The following is an 18,039-nucleotide window of genomic DNA, read 5'->3' as shown; positions in this document are numbered from 1 at the left end:
TAAATAATGATTGAACAATTAGTCGAAAAAGTAGAACAGGAAATCAATGAACAATTTCTAATAGTTAAACGAGTAGCTGAAACAAACCAAAAAAGAGTATTGAATGCTTTTCAAAACCAAAAAGTAAGCGATAGCCACTTCAATCCAACAACAGGATACGGGTATGACGATTTCGGAAGAGATACCTTAGAATCAGTCTATGCAGAAATTTTTGGTGGGGAAGATGCGTTAGTTAGACCTCAAATTGTGTCTGGTACTCACGCGATAACAACTGCTCTATTTGGAATTCTCAGACCTTTTGACGAGCTCCTTTACATTACAGGAAAACCATATGACACATTAGAAGGCGTAATTGGAAGTGAAAAGCATTCAAACGAAGGCTCACTAAGAGACTTTAATATCAGTTATCAAGCAATCCCTTTAACAAACACTTTGGAAGTTGATTGGGAGAATATTAAAAAAAATATATCAACAAAAACAAAGGTTGTAGCAATTCAGAGGTCAAAAGGTTATGCAAATCGACCATCTTTTACAGTAACGCAAATTAAAAATATGGTTGAGTTTGTTAAAGATATTAACCCTAACATTATTGTTTTTGTTGACAACTGTTATGGTGAATTTGTCGAAACAATTGAACCTCCTCATGTTGGCGCTGACCTAATTGCAGGGTCGTTAATTAAAAATCCTGGAGGAGGAATTGCACGTGCGGGGGGCTATATAGTCGGTAAGAAAGAACTTGTGAAGTTAGCAGCAAATAGATTAACAGCCCCTGGACTAGGAAAGGAAATAGGTGCAAGTATTGGTATGCTTCAGGAAATGTATCAAGGACTTTTTCTTGCACCTCATGTGGTGGAAGAAGCATTAAAAGGATCGATATTCACTTCACGCTTTCTTTCTGTACTTGGATTTAGTACCTCACCAGCTTTTGATGATCAAAGAACAGACTTAATTCAATCGGTTAATTTTGAAACAGCGGAGCAAATGATAGCATTCTGTCAAGCTATTCAAAAGGGTTCTCCGGTTAATTCTCATGTTATACCATATCCAGCATCAATGCCTGGATATGAGGATCAAGTAATTATGGCTGCAGGAACGTTTATACAAGGTGCAAGTTTGGAATTAACTGCCGATGGTCCGATTCGCCCACCCTATACAGCCTTTGTTCAGGGTGGATTAATCTATGCGCATGTCAAAATTGCTGTTACAGATGCAGTTATTGACTTAAGTAAACAAAATTTTTTGGAACTTAACGTAAAATTGAATGAAATACTGAGTAAATAGGGCTAAAACAGTATCCAGTTATATATATAACTAGAATATTTAGAAAATTTTGATGTAAACTAAGCTAACACGTCTTGACAATTATGTTTCCGCATGTATAATTAAATTATGGAAAAGTTAAGTAGGAAAGAGGTGCAATAACATGAGCGATATGGATAGACGTTCGATGCCCTTATTTTCCATAGGTATAGTCAAATCTTTGACTAACTTGACAGCTAGACAAATCCGTTATTACGAAGAGCACAATTTGATTCATCCAGCTAGAACAAATGGTAACCAACGATTATTTTCCTTTAATGATGTTGATCGACTACTTGAAATAAAAGAGTTGATAGAAAAGGGAATAAATCTAGCAGGTATTAAGCAAGTGCTTTCTATCAAAGATTTACCAATTACAAAGCAAATGGATGAAAATGAGAAGGCTCCGGAATTAACGGATAAACAATTAAGAAAAATGTTGCACAAAGAATTATTTGATACAGGACGACTTGGCAAAGCTTCATTACGCCAAGGGGAATTATCGAGATTTTTTCACTAAAAAAGATTTAAGGGAGAGGATAACATGGGTTTGACGAAAAAAGAGATTCTAAAACAAATTGAAGAGGAAAATGTAAGATTTATACGGTTGCAGTTCACAGATTTGCTTGGAACAATTAAAAACGTAGAAATTCCTCTTAGTCAATTAGACAAGGCATTAGATAATGAAATGGCATTTGATGGTTCATCCATTGAGGGATTTGTGCGCATCGAAGAATCTGACATGAAATTATATCCGGATCTTAACACTTTCTTAGTATTCCCTTGGACTTCAGAAAAAGGGAAAGTTGCTCGATTTATTTGTGATATATACAATCCAGATGGTACACCGTTTGAAGGTTGCCCTCGTTACAACTTAAAGCGTAACCTTAAGAAAATGGAAGAGATGGGATTCTCTGCATTTAATATTGGAACAGAGCCAGAGTTTTTCCTTTTCAGACTTGATGAAAAAGGTGAACCTACACTTGAATTAAATGATAAAGGTGGTTATTTTGATCTCGCTCCAACTGATCTTGGGGAAAACTGCCGTCGCGATATCGTATTAGAACTTGAAGAAATGGGATTTGAAGTAGAAGCGTCTCACCATGAGGTTGCACCTGGTCAGCACGAAATCGACTTTAAATATGCTGATGCAGTTAGACATGCTGATGATATCCAAACTTTCAAGTTGGTAGTTAAAACAATTGCTAGAAAACATGGTTTACATGCTACATTTATGCCAAAACCATTGTTTGGAGTTAACGGTTCTGGTATGCACTTTAATATGTCATTATTTAAAGGCAAAACGAATACATTTCTTGATGAGAGTGGAGAGCTACAGTTAAGCGAAACTGCTTATCAGTTTATTGCTGGTATTATTAAGCACGCACTAAACTTTACTGCTGTCACAAATCCAACTGTTAACTCTTATAAACGACTTGTACCAGGATATGAAGCGCCTTGTTATGTTGCTTGGTCTGGTTCAAACCGAAGTCCATTAATCCGTGTACCTTCTTCTAGAGGACTTAGTACTAGAATCGAAGTTCGTAGTGTAGACCCTGCAGCTAATCCATATCTTGCAATGTCTGTATTACTTGCGTCTGGTTTAGATGGTATCGAAAATAAACTAGCAGCCCCAGAAGCTGTTGACCGCAACATCTACGTTATGGATAAAGAAGAAAGAGAAGCTAACGGCGTTCAAGATTTACCGGCAACGTTATATGATGCAGTTCAAAGATTGAAATCTGATGAAATTATTGTTAATTCATTAGGCGATCATCTATTCGAACACTTTGTTGAAGCAAAAGAAATTGAATGGGACATGTTCCGCACTCAAGTACACCCTTGGGAAAGAGAACAATACTTATCAACATATTAATAAGGTTTAAAGAAGCATATCATCATTCAATGATGATATGCTTTTTTCTTACTAAATTACAATTAGATGAATGAAATACATTTAATTTCAATTTTAGAATAAGATTGATGAGTTGGAAAAAACTATCCCAAGTTATAAAGTTAGCTTAAAGATTGTTTGCAATTTGAAGTGTTTTTTTAAACACAAATTCGGAGGAATAATGTTGGCTAAACCTGGATATTACTCAAATATTTATTGGCATTTCACTGGTGGGCCTGTGTCAAAAGATGGCGATATCATTTGGCATAATTACCGTGGCCTTAAGGAAGTAAGGGATCATACTAAGTTAAGGAATCCTGAACTCGCTATGGACAATCTGAAAAATATTATTGAGAAAAAGGTATTAAAAGCAACAACAACTGAGAAGGTAGCTGAAGAAGTAGAAACCGAAAAATTTTGCTGTGTTTGCGATATTCCATTAAATGACTTAACTTATCATCGTGGATACTATGGTGATTATGCAATTGGTTTTAATTCTAAGAAAGTTCATGAAAACTTTCACCCTGTACTATATTTAGATCCTTATCACGCAAAAATCAACCATCAAAATATAGTAATAGATCCAAATAGTGTAGTTCAAAGTGATAACGAAGATCCATTGCTTTGGGATTTAGTAGGAATAAAAAAAGAAAATCCATTGTTAAATTTCTTGAAATTAACAAATTTCGCATCTGATTATGATGGGACCTTTTATGGAGAACGAGAATGGAGATGTCTCGAGGATTTCTTTTTTAATCAAGAAGAGGTAGAAGCAATAATTGTACCAAAAGAAGAAATAAAGCAAATTAATCGGCATTTAAATAAACATGGGTATAACAACGTTAGCATTATGAGCTGGGAGCTAATAGAAAACGTATAACATCTCGTAGAGGTAAGTAACTACACAGGGCATATAATAAATGCTTCTACGACTAATTGAGTCCAATCTTTTATAGAATTTCTGCAGAAACTGAGTATTAACTTCCAGACATATTTAATAAAAAGGCATAAGTTTAGCTAAAACTTATGCTTTTTTATTAGTTTACTTTAATGAATATTTCGGTAGAGTCCAACAACTTTCCCTAGTATTGATACGTTTTGATAGAAAAGGGGTTCCATAGTTGCGTTTTCTGGTTGTAACCTTACATGGTCAACTTCCTTAAAGAACCGTTTAACAGTAGCCTCATGCTCATCTGTCATTGCAACAACTATTTCTCCGTTTTGAGCAGTTTGTTGCTGTTTAACTATCACCATATCTCCGTCTAGAATACCAGCCTCTATCATACTTTCACCTTCGATTACCAATACATATAAACTGTCGTTAGGATTAGCGATTGTGTTTGGAAGGGGGACATACTCCTCTATATTTTCAATTGCAGTAATTGGTATCCCTGCGGTTACCTTTCCAATTACTGGCGCAAAGGTAGCTTCACCCTTCGGTATCGCATTTTCATCTTCTAAATGAAGCACTTCAATTGCTCGCGGCTTTGTAGGATCACGTCTAATATATCCCTTTTTTTCAAGTCTAGATAGGTGACCATGTACAGTTGAACTAGAAGCAAGTCCTACCGCTTCACCGATTTCTCTTACGGACGGTGGATAGCCTTTATCTATTACTTCTTCTTTTATAAATTGTAAGATTGCTTCCTGCCTTTTTGATAGTTTGTTCATAAAATAAACACCTCGTACATATTATTTATTAACAAGATTATACCATGGTTTCCAATCATATACAAACATTCGTTCGAAAAATCAGTTGACAAGAACTTTTGTTCGTATATAATAGAGTTACAAACCGAACAAAGGTTCTTAAAAATAAATTTGGAGGCGTTTATATGTTTACTAATCTATCAAAAATAGATTTATTTTATTTAGTTGCTTTTGTGTTAACATTAGGATTTATGTATTTCTCAATTGTTACAATCTAATATCTAACCAGTTCTTCTGCTGAAAGGAAGTAAACAATGAAAGCAATTATCTACTGTAGAGTAAGTACAGAAAAAGAAGAGCAATCTTCATCTCTTAAAAGACAAAAACAAGAATTAATAGAATTAGCGAATCAAACAAATATAGAAATAGTTGATATAATTGAAGAAAAATATAGTGGATATGAATTTGATCGTGAAGGTATTTTAAAAATGTTAGATTACTTTTCCTCACAACAAGCAAATTGTTTATTAATTCAAGATGAAACTCGTTTAGGTAGAGGGAACACTAAAATAGCTTTACTACATCAACTTAACAAACTACAAATCTCAATTTTTACTTTGTCGCATAATGGAGAATTACAGCTATCTGAATCGGATTCAATGGTACTTCAAATCGTTAGTATAGTAGAAGAATATCAAAGAAAAATTCATAATGCTAAAATTAAAAGAGGCATGAAAAAGGCAATTGAAAATGGATATAATCCAAGCGATAATTTATCTAATAGAAGACAAGCTTCAGGTAGAGAGCGGATTGAATTTCCGATTAAAGAAGTTGTTCGTTTAAAAAAGAATAATTTAACCTTCGCTGAAATAGCTAATACATTGAACGGAATGGGATACACTATTTCAAAGGCGACTGTACATAGAAGATATAAAGAGCACCTATTACTTGAATATAATGAAAAAAATGATATAGAATGAATGACAAGGATTGTTTTAAATAATTCTTGTTTTTTTATTTTCTGAACTTAGAATTGACATGAACTACAGACAACATAATTCTTAGTAAAAATTGTTTCTATCATCTTCTGCAAAAATCACATTACAAATAAAAGGAGAAATTCCTATGTTATCTAAAGAAAAAATAGATCGTATTAATGACCTTGCAAAAAAAAAGAAGGCTGAAGGATTATCGAACGAAGAAAAAGTGGAACAACAAGAGTTGCGAAATGAATACTTACTTAATGTAAGAAAATCATTTAAAAACCAATTTAAGGGTATGAAAGTAGTTGATCCTAAAGGAAATGATGTAACACCTGAAAAAGTAAAAAAACTTAGAAATGATGATAGCAAAAATCTTCATTAGTTTCTCTTTTCTAGTCAAATCATGACAAATTTATTAAATATTGTGTTATAAATAGTAATATGGATATGATAATACTTGTTTCTTATCGTTTTTCATTATAGGATAAGAAAGGTACGTACATATTTTTTGAAGATAAGAAAGGGGATACAATTTAATGTCAAAACAAATTGAACAAAAGTCTATTAACACGATAAGAACATTAGCGATAGACGCAATCGAAAATGCGAATTCTGGACACCCTGGGTTACCGATGGGTGCAGCACCAATGGCTTACACGCTATGGACAGATTTTATGAATCACAACCCTAAAAACCCAAAGTGGTTTAATAGAGATCGCTTTGTTTTATCAGCCGGACATGGTTCTATGTTACTTTACGGACTCTTACATTTGTCAGGCTACAAAGTAACAATGGAAGATTTAAAAGGATTCCGTCAGTGGGATTCCAAAACTCCAGGACACCCAGAGGTTCATCATACTGACGGTGTTGAAGCAACGACTGGTCCATTAGGACAAGGTCTTGCAATGTCAGTAGGTATGGCAATGGCCGAAAAGCACCTTGGTGGAAAATATAACAAAGATCAGTATCCTGTTGTTGATCACCACACTTTTGCACTAGTTAGTGACGGTGACTTGATGGAAGGTATTTCTCATGAATCTGCTTCTTTAGCAGGCCACTTAGGTCTAGGTAAGTTAATCGCATTATACGACTCTAATGATATATCTTTAGATGGTGACCTTAATCAGTCATTTTCAGAAAATGTAGAAGACCGTTTTAAAGCTTATGGTTGGCAGGTTATACGTGTAGAAGATGGAAACGATACTACTGACCTTCGTAAGGCATTAGAAGAAGCAAAAGCAAACACAGACCAACCAACATTAATTGAAGTTAAAACAGTTATTGGTTTCGGTTCACCTAACAAATCAGCTTCCTCTGCATCGCATGGTGCACCACTAGGAGCAGATGAAATTAAATTAACAAAAGAATTTTATGAGTGGGAGCATGAAGAATTCCATGTTCCGGATGAAGTTTATAATGACTTCAATGAAAAAATAGTTGATCGTGGTAATAAAACAGAAGCAAAATGGAACGAATTATTTGAAAAGTACCAATCAGCACACCCAGAATTGGCTAAAGAATTATCATTAGCTATTAATGGAGATCTTCCTGAGGATTGGGAAAGTAATTTGCCTGTTTATGAAGCCGGAAAAGACACTTTAGCTACGCGTGCTTCTTCTGGTGAGGTTTTAAATGGTATTGCTGAAGCAGTTCCTTATTTGTTCGGTGGAAGTGCAGATTTAGCAGGATCTAACAAAACCACTATAAAAAATGGTGATGACTTCTCTAGAACGAATTCTTCTGGTAGAAATATTTGGTTTGGTGTACGCGAATTTGCTATGGCTGCTGCTGTAAACGGAATGGCTCTTCACGGTGGCTTAAAAGTATTTGGTTCAACATTCTTTGTGTTCAGTGATTATCTACGCCCTGCAGTTCGATTATCTGCAATAATGGATCTACCGGTAACGTACGTTCTTACACACGATTCTATTGCTGTAGGTGAAGATGGACCTACTCACGAACCAGTAGAACAGTTAGCAGCATTTAGAGCAATGCCTAACTTATCAGTAATAAGACCAGCAGATGGCAATGAAACAAATGCTGCTTGGCGCTTGTCATTAGAATCTAAAAAAACACCTACTGCGCTTATTCTAACTAGGCAAAACCTGCCAACATTAGAAGGAACAGATAAAAATGCGTATGAAGGTGTTAAAAAAGGTGCTTATGTTGTTAGCCCTTCTGATAAAGAGACACCTGACGCACTATTACTTGCATCAGGTTCAGAAGTACAACTAGCAGTAAAAGCTCAAAAAGAACTAAAAGCTAAAGGTCGTGATGTCAGCGTAGTTAGTCTGCCATCTTGGGATCGTTTCAAGAATCAAGATAAAGCTTATAGAGACAGCGTGTTACCACCTGCTGTTAAAAAGCGTCTTGCAATTGAAATGGCTTCACCATTTGGTTGGGAACGTTTTACTGGTGATGAAGGTAAGATCCTAGCTATTGATACATTCGGTGCTTCAGCTGATGGCGATAAAGTTATGGCTGAATATGGATTTACCGTTGATAATGTAATAAAACAAGTTGAATCACTTTTTAATTAACTTCTAGTTGAACCCCTTAGCAATGAAGCTAAGGGGTTACATTTTTCAAGATTTATATAGTAAGACAAAACTTGATGATTTTCTCAACAAGATATGACATGATAATGATAGAATTTTATGTATAATGTTTGTCAAGGTAGGAGGGACAAGCATATGCATGAGTATTCGACGTTTTGGATTAAGGAAGAGTTTCATTATAATTACTTTTTTAAACCTGATATACTTTGCAGATTTTTAATTAATTACATAAGTAACTATGATCATAATGGTGGTATGCAATCTCAATTTAATTACATAACCCATAACATTCCATATAATCAACTAGTTACACATATTAAAAATTACCATAAATATGAAGTTGAAATGGTTATTAATAGAAATAAAATAGACTTAATAAAAGACGGGAAAACCCTAACTTTGTACATTAATAACAGAAATTTAATTATTCTTTCTAACTCACAAGAGGAAGTAGATGACTTAATATTTCAACCTTTAAAAGCATTTAATTCAAGCTTTTTTGTAATTGAGTTAGGAACTGATAACTCAGGGTGGATCACTCCTATGAAAAAAGAAATGCTACTTTAACTATCAGCTATTGTAATATTTTCTGTGTTTTACTATACTGTATAAGAGACAACACGAAGGAGGAAGGCTTGACATGAGCACGATTTGGATTGTATTAATTGCTATTATAGCTTTAATTGCTGGTGTCGCACTTGGATTCTTTATCGCAAGAAGATATATGATGAATTATTTGAAAAAGAACCCACCAATTAACGAACAAATGCTTCGGACACTAATGATGCAGATGGGACAAAAACCGTCGCAGAAAAAAATCAATCAGATGATGCGTGCAATGAATAATCAAAATAAGTAAATTTCAAATATGGACAACCATGATTCGTAAATTTATTAATTAAGCATTGCACATAAATCCCTTAGGCCAAATGGTTTAAGGGATTTATATTTTTTAACTAAAAATTTTCATTATGTTGTCATCTTTTTTAGTGCAATTGTTCTTTGTTCTTTGGTAAAATTATAATCAGTGCGAATTTAAGGAGAGTGAATGTATGTCTGAGATAAATATTTTCATCGCATTTGGTGCTGGTTTTTTATCTTTTATTTCCCCATGTGTATTACCGTTGTATCCAGCATTTCTCTCTTATATTACAGGGATGAGTGTTAATGATATAAAAGATGAGGGTGCAATGTTCAACAAAAAGAGTATTATTCATACTGTTATGTTTCTATTAGGGTTTTCTAGCATTTTTGTAATGTTAGGTTTTTCAACCTCATATATCTCTGAGTTTCTATCTAGTTGGAATGATGTTATTAGGCAACTCGGTGGAATTTTAATTATATTTTTCGGATTAGTAATTATTGGAGTATTAAATTTTGAGTTTTTAATGAAAGATAGAAGGATAAATTTTAAAAACAAACCTACAGGTTTCTTAGGCTCATTTATTGTAGGTATGGCCTTTTCGATGGGGTGGATGCCGTGTACCGGTCCAATACTTGCAACTGTATTTTTATTAGCTACAGAAAACCCTGATGTAGGAATGATAATGATGATTGCTTATTCTTTAGGATTTTCACTTCCATTTTTGGTCTTATCTTTTTTTGTAGGGAAACTTAGTTGGATAAAAAGAAATGGTCCTCGGTTGGTAAAAATTGGTGGGTACATCATGATCTTTATGGGTATCGCTTTATTCTTTGATTGGATGTATAAACTGACTGCATTTCTTGCTGGATGGTTTGGCTTTACAGGTTTTTAGACTGTAGAAATATGATGATATTTGTATTATCATTAAATAAGTACATAAAAAGGAGTTTTACATATGACTACGATAAACGATCTTATTCTAAGAACAACTACGATTTTAATTGCGTTTATTTTATTTGGATTCTCTATCTATTTATTTCTTGCAGGTCATAGTGCACCTGGAGGTGGATTTATCGGCGGTTTAATGGCTTCTGCTGCTATTGTTTTAATGTATATGGCTTATGGATACGAAACCGTTAGAAAAATAATACCTGTAGACTTCAGGTTTTTAATTCCGATTGGATTAGGAATTGCAGTTTTATCAAGTATTGGTTCTTTTTTATTTGGACAGCCTTTTCTTAGCCAAACTTTTGCATATTTTCATTTACCTATATTAGGTGAAAAGGAACTCGCAACTGCTTTGTTATTTGATTTAGGTGTTTTCCTAACTGTTATTGGTGTTACTATGACTATTATTTTGTCAATTGCAGATGATCGCTAACTATAGGGGGAGTAATTGTGGCTAAAATATTAATTGTAGATGATGCGAAATTTATGAGGATAACATTATCAAATATATTACAAAGTGAAGGTCATGATGTAATAGGAGAAGCTGAAAACGGGAAGCGTGCTATTGAATTATATGAAAAGTTACAACCAGATTTAGTTACAATGGATATTACTATGCCAGAAATGAATGGTTTAGCAGCATTGGAGGAAATCATTTCTAGGGATAATAATGCAAAAATTATTATGTGTTCCGCTATGGGACAGCAAAAACTTGTAGTTAAAGCTATTGAGTTGGGAGCAAAAGATTTTTTAGCAAAGCCTTTTGAAGAAAATCGTGTACTAGAGTCAGTAAATCGAATTCTTAAATAAAGGTGATTGATAAAGAGAGAGTTGATTTGTATGATTTGGATTGTACCGAGTACAGTAATTGGGATGATAATGGCTGTTTTAATGGTATTTATTCGTTTGAAGGCATCACAAAAACCTACAGGTGTTTTAAGAATAATTCTACCGCCGCTGTTTATGAGTACAGGGGCGTTAATGTTTTTATTTCCTTTTTTTCAAGTTTCACTAGAACAGGCACTAGAAGCTATCATAGTAGGAGTAATCTTTTCAATATTTTTAATAAAAACTTCGAATTTTGAAAAACGTCAAGGTCAAGTATATTTGATTCCATCAAAGATTTTTATTGTTATTTTAATTGGACTACTAATTTTCAGGATTATAATAAAACTAATAGTTAGTCAGTCAATACCGGTTGGAGAGACAAGTGGAATGTTCTATTTACTAGCTTTCGGAATGATTATTTCATGGAGAATAGCAATGCTAATAAAATTTTATAAAGTAAAAAAATCCTTGATAGAAGAAGGATGATCTCTATCAAGGATTTTAAGTTAATTTAGAATACTGAATTTTTATTCGACAATCAACCGCAACATCTAAGAGTTCTGTTTTGAATCACTAAGTTGAAATAGCTCTGAATAAGGAGTAACATCAATGTTTTTTTCATCCAATTTTTTGAGCAAAAATTTGTGATCTCTCTTTGGTGTTGCAATAATATATCCTTCAATTAGTATATCGCGGGTAATTATTTTCCTTTTCTTATTCAAGGCAATTTCACCAATTTTACCAGCAATTTTTTGTCTTGCAACATCTCTAAAAATTTCTGGTACTGGTGATACTAACTCTTCTAACAGTTTTTTTTCACTGTCTTTCCACATAGATTTAGTTTCTTCAACATAATATTCTTCCCAATCAAGGGTTGATTTCCCGTCCTCTTTAGGTAACTTTTTCAAAAATTTTCGAAACATAAAAAAACCACCTATTGCTAACAAACCAACAAGAATAAATGTCCAAGTGATAATAAATATTGCAAATCCGGTTGTCATAATACCACCTATTTCTGTCTAAAATGTATTAATAATTATTATTTCTGCGATAAAAATGATACAAAAGTTTTATTTTTGTGGTATTTATAGTAACATAACTAATAATTACTAGATTTTCATACTTTCTCCACATTTTACTATAGTTTACACAAAAACAATTCTGAAAAAATAAAATTTATATTATTTTCTGTGCAGTTCATTAACATAAATATTATAAAAGGAAGAAAATTAAATTACAAGAAATTGATAAACATACTTGTCGGAAAAAGCATAGGGGGGGTTTAGATTGATTTCTCAATTTAATGATCCAGAGGATAGGGGAGAACAAATCAAGGATATAAACTCGTATGTCTCATTGGAACAACAGACGAATCATTTAACACTGTCAGCATTTCCGACGCATTTGTTAAATTGGATAGAAGAAAATGGATCTGATTTAATCGTAGTAACTAATCTCTCAGGAATAGTTATCTATATTTCAAAAACAGTTAAAAAAATATTGGGTTATTATCCTGCAGAAATTATCGGTAAACAAGCTACCGACTACATCCTTCGTAATGATAAGAATCATCTAGTTAATATTTTCCAAGGAAGTAATAAATCCAGAAAATTTACCTTAAGTGTTTGTGGTAAAGATGGAAAATATACATGGGTAGAGGCAATGATTGCAAAACTTAATGATGAACGTGGACAGCCACAGATTATTGCATTAGCAAGGGATGTTACGGACAAGAGAGAAGCGGAGGAGATGTTAATTCGCTCCGAAAAAATGTCTGTTGCTGGTCAATTAGCAGCTGGTGTTGCCCATGAAATTAGAAATCCATTAACTTCTTTAAAAGGATTTGTTCAATTGTTGCAAGCTGGTATTGAAAGAAAAGATGAGTATTACAAAATTATGATCGATGAAATCGATAAAATTAATTCCATTACTTCAGAATTACTTTTCATATCAAAACCTATGACCGATAATAGAAAGTTTGAATCAATTTCAGAATTAATAGGTGACGTAATTACTTTGTTAACTTCACAGGCGAATCTGCATAATGTGAAGATTACTTTAGAAATTAAAGAAAATATGTCAATTTCATGTGATAAAACACAAATAAAACAAGTACTAATAAATTTACTAAAAAATGCCATTGAAGAGATGACAGATGGTGGAGACATCGATGTCATTGTCGAATCCAATAGCGATGAATGTCTGATATCAATCATAGATGAAGGCCCGGGTATTCCAGATGATATATTACATAAACTAAAAGAACCTTTCTTTACTACAAAAAAAGAGGGTACTGGTTTAGGATTGATGATTTCCGAAAAAATTGTAGAGAATCATGATGGCAAAATTGAAATTTCTCAGAATGATAAAAAAGGAAGCACATTCCGTGTATGTTTACCTCTTGATAAATAGTCCTGTGAAAAGTACTTCCAAGTGATAGGAAGTACTTTTTTAAGTTATTACATATCGTGAGACGCACCCTTTTTCTGTCTACTATGGTTATGATTTTTAACCTTTTTAGAACCACTCATAGGTTCGTTTGGTTGTTTACTTTTCTTACTCTGCTTATTGTCTGACATCATTATCCCTCCTATAATTTTATTATTTGTTCAAGCTTCTCTTTTATACAGTATTGATCCCGACTAACAGTAAACTATTGTTAGGAAGGAATGAGCCTTTGTCCTCGTACAAAAATAAGCAGCAGGTATTTCAATCTTTAAAACAAGCTAATAACATAATTCTTTGTTGAATTCAATTAGTAAAGCCGATTATGGTATTGAACTATCCCACTTAACTAATGAAATAAATGAAACATATTAACAAGTCAAAAAAGAATTGGCAGTAGCAAGTGAATACCAGTCAAATCGACTAAATAATTATAAAGAAACTCTCGAAAAGATTAAGCACGAAATAATTGAAGTGAGATAATATGTATAAGCCCTTTTTAAATAAAGGGTTTTTTATGAAAATTATGTCTAATCATTTTACTTATAAACCGATTTCATTTAAAATATATAGGGTGAGAGTCCATATGTAAAGCTTTAAACTGGGAATGGAGATACAGGAAAAGCACTTCGAAATTTATAAGGGGGAACGTTTATATGACAACAAATGATGCATTCAATGCACACAAACAATTTGAATTGAATGGCAAAAAGTACAATTATTATCAATTAAAAGCATTAGAAGATGCAGGATTAGGAAAAATATCTCGTTTACCGTTTTCTATTCGAGTCTTACTTGAGTCTTTATTGCGCCAATATGATGGCCATGTTATAAAAGATGAACATGTAAAAGGCCTTGCAAAATGGGGCGAAGTAGTAGGAAAAGATGTTCCTTTTAAACCTTCTCGAGTTATCTTACAGGATTTTACTGGTGTACCGGCAGTTGTTGATCTTGCTTCACTTAGAAAAGCAATGGTTGACTTGGGTGGTTCACCTGACAAAATCAATCCAGAAGTACCAGTTGATTTAGTAATTGATCACTCCGTTCAGGTTGACCGGTATGGAAGTGCAGACGCACTTAACTTTAATATGGGATTGGAATTTGAACGAAATGCAGAACGTTATGAATTTTTACACTGGGCTCAAAAAGCATTTGACAACTACCGTGCGGTTCCGCCTGCAACAGGAATTGTCCACCAGGTAAACTTAGAATATCTTGCAAATGTTGTACATGGAATCGAAAATGATAATGGTGAATATGATGCCTTTCCAGATACATTAGTAGGTACAGATTCACATACAACAATGATTAATGGTCTAGGTGTTTTAGGCTGGGGTGTTGGTGGTATCGAGGCTGAAGCTGGAATGCTAGGTCAACCATCGTATCTTCCTGCTCCTGAAGTAATCGGTGTTAAATTTATTGGAAGTTATCCACAGGGAACTACCGCTACAGACTTAGCTTTAAAAGTTACACAGGTATTGCGCGAAAAGAAAGTCGTAGGTAAATTTGTTGAGTACTTTGGACCAGGACTACAGGATATGCCTTTAGCTGATCGTGGTACTATTTCTAACATGGCTCCTGAATATGGTGCGACATGTGGTTTCTTCCCTGTTGATCAAGAATCAATTAATTATTTACGTTTAACTGGTCGAAGTGAAGAGCAAATCTCTTTAGTTGAAAAGTACTGTAAAGAGAACAATCTTTGGTATTCACCTGACCAAGAAGATCCTGATTTTACAGAGTTGGTCGAAATTGATTTATCCGATTTAGAACCAAACTTATCAGGCCCTAAGCGTCCACAGGATTTAATTCCTCTTTCAATGATGAAAACGGAATTCAATAAAGCTATTACTGCACCCGCTGGTCATCAAGGATTTGGACTTGATAAAAAAGAATTTGAAAAAGAAGTGAAAATTGATCACCCAAGTGGTAAATCGTCTGTTATGAAAACAGGTTCACTTGCAATTGCAGCAATTACTTCATGTACGAATACATCTAATCCATATGTTATGCTAGGGGCTGGTCTACTAGCTAAAAAAGCAGTGGAAAAGGGATTAGAAGTTCCTGCCTTTGTAAAAACTTCTTTAGCTCCAGGTTCAAAAGTTGTTACAAGATATCTTGAAGACGCTGGATTAATGACACACTTAAATAAACTTGGATTTAACCTTGTTGGTTATGGTTGTACGACATGTATCGGTAACTCTGGCCCATTATCTGAAGAAATCGAAGAGGCAATCGCAAAGAATGACTTAACCGTTTCTTCTGTACTATCAGGTAACCGTAACTTTGAAGGTAGGATACATCCATTAGTTAAAGCAAATTATCTTGCATCACCACCACTAGTTGTAGCATATGCACTTGCTGGTACTGTAGATGTAGACCTACAAGGGGAACCAATTGGTGAAGACCACGATGGTAAACCTGTTTATTTCAAAGATATTTGGCCAACAATGGAAGAAATTAAAACTGAGGTTGCAAAAGTTGTTACACCTGAAATCTTCCGTAAAGAATACGAAGAAGTTTTCGATTCCAATGAAAAGTGGAATGCAATCGAAACTACAGATGAACCTTTATATGAATGGGATAACGAATCAACTTATATACAAAATCCTCCATTCTTTGAAGGCTTATCTAAAGAGGCAGGCAAAGTTGTAGCACTTCCTGGACTTCGGGCTGTAGGTAAATTTGGAGATTCAGTTACAACTGATCACATTTCACCAGCAGGTGCTATTGCGAAAGACATGCCTGCAGGGAAGTACTTACAAGAGAAAGAGGTATCACCGCGTAACTTTAATTCATATGGCTCTAGACGTGGTAACCATGAAGTTATGATGCGTGGAACATTCGCAAATATTCGTATTAAAAACTTGCTAGCACCTGGAACAGAAGGTGGATACACTACTTATTGGCCTACAGAAGAAATCATGCCAATATACGACGCTGCTATGAAGTACCAAGAAGACGGTACAGGCCTAATTGTTATTGCTGGTAAAGATTACGGTATGGGTAGTTCCCGTGACTGGGCTGCTAAGGGTACTAGTCTACTAGGTATTAAAACTGTCATTGCAGAGAGCTATGAAAGAATACACCGTTCTAACTTAGTTATGATGGGTGTTCTACCACTTCAATTTGATAGTGGGGATAGTGCTGAATCACTTGGATTAACAGGAAAAGAAACTTTTAACGTTGAAATTGATGAATCTGTTAAACCACATGATTTAGTTAATGTAACTGCTACAGATCAAGAAGGAAATAAAAAGACATTCAAAGCTTTAGCACGTTTTGATAGTGATGTAGAGGTTGATTATTACCGTCACGGTGGAATTTTACAAATGGTTTTACGCAACAAATTAAAAGCATAATTCATTTAGAAAAAAGGTAGCTTGTTTAAAACAAGCTACCCTTTTTTTGAGTTTTATATTCTTTACTTCAGTTTAAAAAAACAATATTATTACTTAGAAGGCAGTTTTTCTATCCATTTACATATAATAAATATGTTACTGTAGTTCAACACATATATAAAGGAAGTGCACATATGTTCAAAAAAATCTTAGCTACAATCTTGTTGATACTATTAATCGGTATATTTATATTTAATAGTACATCTCAGGAATCTAATAAGACTAATTCTACAAATGAAATTGATGTATCGGGAGATTCATCTGTGAAAGGTACAACCATTCTATCGCCTGAAACTGAAGAAGGTTTAAAAGTGGGGGATAAAGCACCTGATTTCACATTAGAAACTCTGGATGGAGAAAAAATAACATTATCTGACTACAAGGGGAAAAAAGTATTCTTGAATTTTTGGGCAACGTGGTGTGGCCCTTGTCGAATAGAAATGCCTGATATGCATGAATTTTATAAGAAGTTTGGGGATGAAGTTGAGATAATTGCCGTTAATGCGACAGAAACAGAGAATAACGTAACTGATGTTGAAAAATACACAGACCAAGGAAATTTTTCTTTTACTACTGTAATTGATCCCAACTTATCTGTTGTAGAGGACAAATACAGTGTATTGACTATCCCAACAACTTACTTCATTGGAACAGATGGCACCATTGCGGCTGGAAAATTAATGGGCCCAATGACATTTGAATATATGGTTGAAATGATGAATAAAATTAAATAGCCACTTATATTTTTCAGAATAATGGTAATCCTTAAACTATACTAAACTTAAGGAGAGGGTTATCATTTCATTAAGAAAAAAACCAAACTTTGAAGAACTAGTGCAACAAAATAAAACTCAAATTCTCAAAGATCGACATTTAATGAATGAAATTGATGAAAAAATCGAGAAAAGGTTAAATGATTCATTTAAAAGGAATGCTTAGTAAAAATAAATAAAGCTAGGGACACATAAAATTGCTTTTATAGTAGTCCAAAATATTTTTGTTAACTAACGCATAAATTTCAACGTATGTTTTATTGGAAGAAACAGTGAGTAACTTGTTTGTGAATAATACAAATTTCCCAGGATTATTTCCAAATCTATACAAATATACCAGGATTTCACTCTCTTATATTGACGTATAAGTAGATCTAAAAATGCAAATGATAACT

Annotated in this window: 20 protein-coding genes; 17 read left to right on the top strand and 3 right to left on the bottom strand. The window is 33.8% G+C overall.

Annotated elements, in window-relative coordinates; translation table 11 throughout:
- Positions 1–6: 6 nt before the first annotated feature.
- From LD272_RS01775 to LD272_RS01760, 4 genes are all read left to right on the top strand, one after another.
- A complete protein-coding gene (locus tag LD272_RS01775) occupies positions 7–1,281 on the top strand; it encodes a methionine gamma-lyase family protein (protein WP_226034863.1) in 1,275 nt (424 codons plus the stop codon).
- A 142-nt stretch (positions 1,282–1,423) separates the two neighbouring features.
- On the top strand, positions 1,424–1,819 hold the full coding sequence (locus LD272_RS01770; RefSeq protein ID WP_226034862.1) for a MerR family transcriptional regulator: 396 nt from the start codon (positions 1,424–1,426) through the stop codon (positions 1,817–1,819).
- Positions 1,820–1,843: 24 nt separating this feature from the next.
- Positions 1,844–3,175, top strand: a complete 1,332-nt coding sequence (gene glnA / locus LD272_RS01765) for a type I glutamate--ammonia ligase (RefSeq protein ID WP_226034861.1) — start codon at positions 1,844–1,846, stop codon at positions 3,173–3,175.
- 202 nt (positions 3,176–3,377) lie between these two features.
- Complete coding sequence (locus LD272_RS01760) at positions 3,378–4,073, top strand: abortive infection system antitoxin AbiGi family protein (RefSeq protein ID WP_226034860.1); 696 nt, start codon at positions 3,378–3,380, stop codon at positions 4,071–4,073.
- Positions 4,074–4,240: 167 nt separating this feature from the next.
- Here LD272_RS01760 and lexA read toward each other — a convergent pair whose 3' ends face one another.
- Positions 4,241–4,864 (bottom strand): transcriptional repressor LexA, encoded by a 624-nt coding sequence (gene lexA / locus LD272_RS01755; protein ID WP_226034859.1) that lies wholly within the window; start codon positions 4,862–4,864, stop codon positions 4,241–4,243.
- A gap of 293 nt (positions 4,865–5,157) precedes the next feature.
- On the opposite strand from lexA, the gene LD272_RS01750 reads away from it, so the two are divergent.
- The 9 genes from LD272_RS01750 to LD272_RS01710 all read left to right on the top strand — a co-directional run bounded on the left by LD272_RS01750 (position 5,158) and on the right by LD272_RS01710 (position 11,511).
- Positions 5,158–5,823: a YneB family resolvase-like protein gene (locus tag LD272_RS01750; RefSeq protein WP_226034858.1), complete on the top strand. Its 666-nt coding sequence runs from the start codon at positions 5,158–5,160 to the stop codon at positions 5,821–5,823.
- 145 nt (positions 5,824–5,968) lie between these two features.
- Positions 5,969–6,208: a DUF896 domain-containing protein gene (locus LD272_RS01745; protein WP_226034857.1), complete on the top strand. Its 240-nt coding sequence runs from the start codon at positions 5,969–5,971 to the stop codon at positions 6,206–6,208.
- Positions 6,209–6,362: 154 nt separating this feature from the next.
- Entirely contained in the window at positions 6,363–8,366 is a 2,004-nt protein-coding gene (gene tkt, locus LD272_RS01740; RefSeq protein WP_226034856.1) for a transketolase, read from the top strand.
- 153 nt (positions 8,367–8,519) lie between these two features.
- Positions 8,520–8,951, top strand: coding sequence for a sporulation inhibitor of replication protein SirA (gene sirA / locus LD272_RS01735; protein ID WP_226034855.1), 432 nt, complete (start codon positions 8,520–8,522; stop codon positions 8,949–8,951).
- Positions 8,952–9,024: 73 nt separating this feature from the next.
- Positions 9,025–9,243: a YneF family protein gene (locus tag LD272_RS01730; protein ID WP_226034854.1), complete on the top strand. Its 219-nt coding sequence runs from the start codon at positions 9,025–9,027 to the stop codon at positions 9,241–9,243.
- 193 nt (positions 9,244–9,436) lie between these two features.
- On the top strand, positions 9,437–10,141 hold the full coding sequence (locus LD272_RS01725; protein ID WP_226034853.1) for a cytochrome c biogenesis CcdA family protein: 705 nt from the start codon (positions 9,437–9,439) through the stop codon (positions 10,139–10,141).
- Between the two features lie 63 nt (positions 10,142–10,204).
- Positions 10,205–10,630, top strand: coding sequence for a Na(+)/H(+) antiporter subunit B (locus LD272_RS01720; protein WP_226034852.1), 426 nt, complete (start codon positions 10,205–10,207; stop codon positions 10,628–10,630).
- A 17-nt stretch (positions 10,631–10,647) separates the two neighbouring features.
- A complete protein-coding gene (locus tag LD272_RS01715) occupies positions 10,648–11,007 on the top strand; it encodes a response regulator (protein ID WP_369413909.1) in 360 nt (119 codons plus the stop codon).
- Positions 11,008–11,037: 30 nt separating this feature from the next.
- Positions 11,038–11,511 carry a CcdC family protein gene (locus tag LD272_RS01710; RefSeq protein ID WP_226034851.1) on the top strand — a complete coding sequence of 158 codons (474 nt, stop codon included), beginning with the start codon at positions 11,038–11,040 and terminating at the stop codon, positions 11,509–11,511.
- Positions 11,512–11,576: 65 nt separating this feature from the next.
- Here the strand turns inward: LD272_RS01710 and LD272_RS01705 are convergent, their stop codons facing one another.
- A complete protein-coding gene (locus LD272_RS01705) occupies positions 11,577–12,026 on the bottom strand; it encodes a DUF2621 family protein (RefSeq protein WP_226034850.1) in 450 nt (149 codons plus the stop codon).
- 286 nt (positions 12,027–12,312) lie between these two features.
- Here LD272_RS01705 and LD272_RS01700 point away from each other — a divergent pair, with 286 nt between their 5' ends.
- A complete protein-coding gene (locus LD272_RS01700; RefSeq protein WP_226034849.1) occupies positions 12,313–13,437 on the top strand; it encodes an ATP-binding protein in 1,125 nt (374 codons plus the stop codon).
- Between the two features lie 47 nt (positions 13,438–13,484).
- Here the strand turns inward: LD272_RS01700 and LD272_RS01695 are convergent, their stop codons facing one another.
- Positions 13,485–13,604 (bottom strand): small acid-soluble spore protein P, encoded by a 120-nt coding sequence (locus LD272_RS01695; RefSeq protein ID WP_439647371.1) that lies wholly within the window; start codon positions 13,602–13,604, stop codon positions 13,485–13,487.
- 522 nt (positions 13,605–14,126) lie between these two features.
- Between LD272_RS01695 and acnA the strand changes: the two genes are divergently transcribed.
- The 3 genes from acnA to LD272_RS01680 all read left to right on the top strand — a co-directional run bounded on the left by acnA (position 14,127) and on the right by LD272_RS01680 (position 17,810).
- A complete protein-coding gene (gene acnA, locus LD272_RS01690) occupies positions 14,127–16,832 on the top strand; it encodes an aconitate hydratase AcnA (protein WP_226034847.1) in 2,706 nt (901 codons plus the stop codon).
- Between the two features lie 173 nt (positions 16,833–17,005).
- Positions 17,006–17,605 carry a redoxin domain-containing protein gene (locus LD272_RS01685; protein ID WP_226034846.1) on the top strand — a complete coding sequence of 200 codons (600 nt, stop codon included), beginning with the start codon at positions 17,006–17,008 and terminating at the stop codon, positions 17,603–17,605.
- Between the two features lie 61 nt (positions 17,606–17,666).
- Positions 17,667–17,810 carry an FbpB family small basic protein gene (locus LD272_RS01680; RefSeq protein ID WP_369413911.1) on the top strand — a complete coding sequence of 48 codons (144 nt, stop codon included), beginning with the start codon at positions 17,667–17,669 and terminating at the stop codon, positions 17,808–17,810.
- Positions 17,811–18,039: the final 229 nt, after the last annotated feature.

Source organism: Aquibacillus saliphilus, assembly GCF_020404745.1.
GTDB classification, from domain to species: Bacteria; Bacillota; Bacilli; order Bacillales; family Amphibacillaceae; genus Aquibacillus; species Aquibacillus saliphilus.
This window is presented reverse-complemented; position numbering and strand designations above follow the sequence as displayed.

What these genes read in the sequence shown, in the direction of transcription:
- LD272_RS01705 (WP_226034850.1), bottom strand. Translation starts at nt 12,026, where the DNA reads ATGACAACCGGATTTGCAATATTTATTATCACTTGGACATTTATTCTT.
- glnA (WP_226034861.1), top strand. Translation starts at nt 1,844, where the DNA reads ATGGGTTTGACGAAAAAAGAGATTCTAAAACAAATTGAAGAGGAAAAT.
- LD272_RS01685 (WP_226034846.1), top strand. Translation starts at nt 17,006, where the DNA reads ATGTTCAAAAAAATCTTAGCTACAATCTTGTTGATACTATTAATCGGT.
- LD272_RS01770 (WP_226034862.1), top strand. Translation starts at nt 1,424, where the DNA reads ATGAGCGATATGGATAGACGTTCGATGCCCTTATTTTCCATAGGTATA.
- LD272_RS01750 (WP_226034858.1), top strand. Translation starts at nt 5,158, where the DNA reads ATGAAAGCAATTATCTACTGTAGAGTAAGTACAGAAAAAGAAGAGCAA.
- LD272_RS01695 (WP_439647371.1), bottom strand. Translation starts at nt 13,604, where the DNA reads ATGTCAGACAATAAGCAGAGTAAGAAAAGTAAACAACCAAACGAACCT.
- acnA (WP_226034847.1), top strand. Translation starts at nt 14,127, where the DNA reads ATGACAACAAATGATGCATTCAATGCACACAAACAATTTGAATTGAAT.
- LD272_RS01745 (WP_226034857.1), top strand. Translation starts at nt 5,969, where the DNA reads ATGTTATCTAAAGAAAAAATAGATCGTATTAATGACCTTGCAAAAAAA.
- tkt (WP_226034856.1), top strand. Translation starts at nt 6,363, where the DNA reads ATGTCAAAACAAATTGAACAAAAGTCTATTAACACGATAAGAACATTA.
- LD272_RS01725 (WP_226034853.1), top strand. Translation starts at nt 9,437, where the DNA reads ATGTCTGAGATAAATATTTTCATCGCATTTGGTGCTGGTTTTTTATCT.
- LD272_RS01775 (WP_226034863.1), top strand. Translation starts at nt 7, where the DNA reads ATGATTGAACAATTAGTCGAAAAAGTAGAACAGGAAATCAATGAACAA.
- LD272_RS01720 (WP_226034852.1), top strand. Translation starts at nt 10,205, where the DNA reads ATGACTACGATAAACGATCTTATTCTAAGAACAACTACGATTTTAATT.
- LD272_RS01730 (WP_226034854.1), top strand. Translation starts at nt 9,025, where the DNA reads ATGAGCACGATTTGGATTGTATTAATTGCTATTATAGCTTTAATTGCT.
- sirA (WP_226034855.1), top strand. Translation starts at nt 8,520, where the DNA reads ATGCATGAGTATTCGACGTTTTGGATTAAGGAAGAGTTTCATTATAAT.
- LD272_RS01710 (WP_226034851.1), top strand. Translation starts at nt 11,038, where the DNA reads ATGATTTGGATTGTACCGAGTACAGTAATTGGGATGATAATGGCTGTT.
- lexA (WP_226034859.1), bottom strand. Translation starts at nt 4,864, where the DNA reads ATGAACAAACTATCAAAAAGGCAGGAAGCAATCTTACAATTTATAAAA.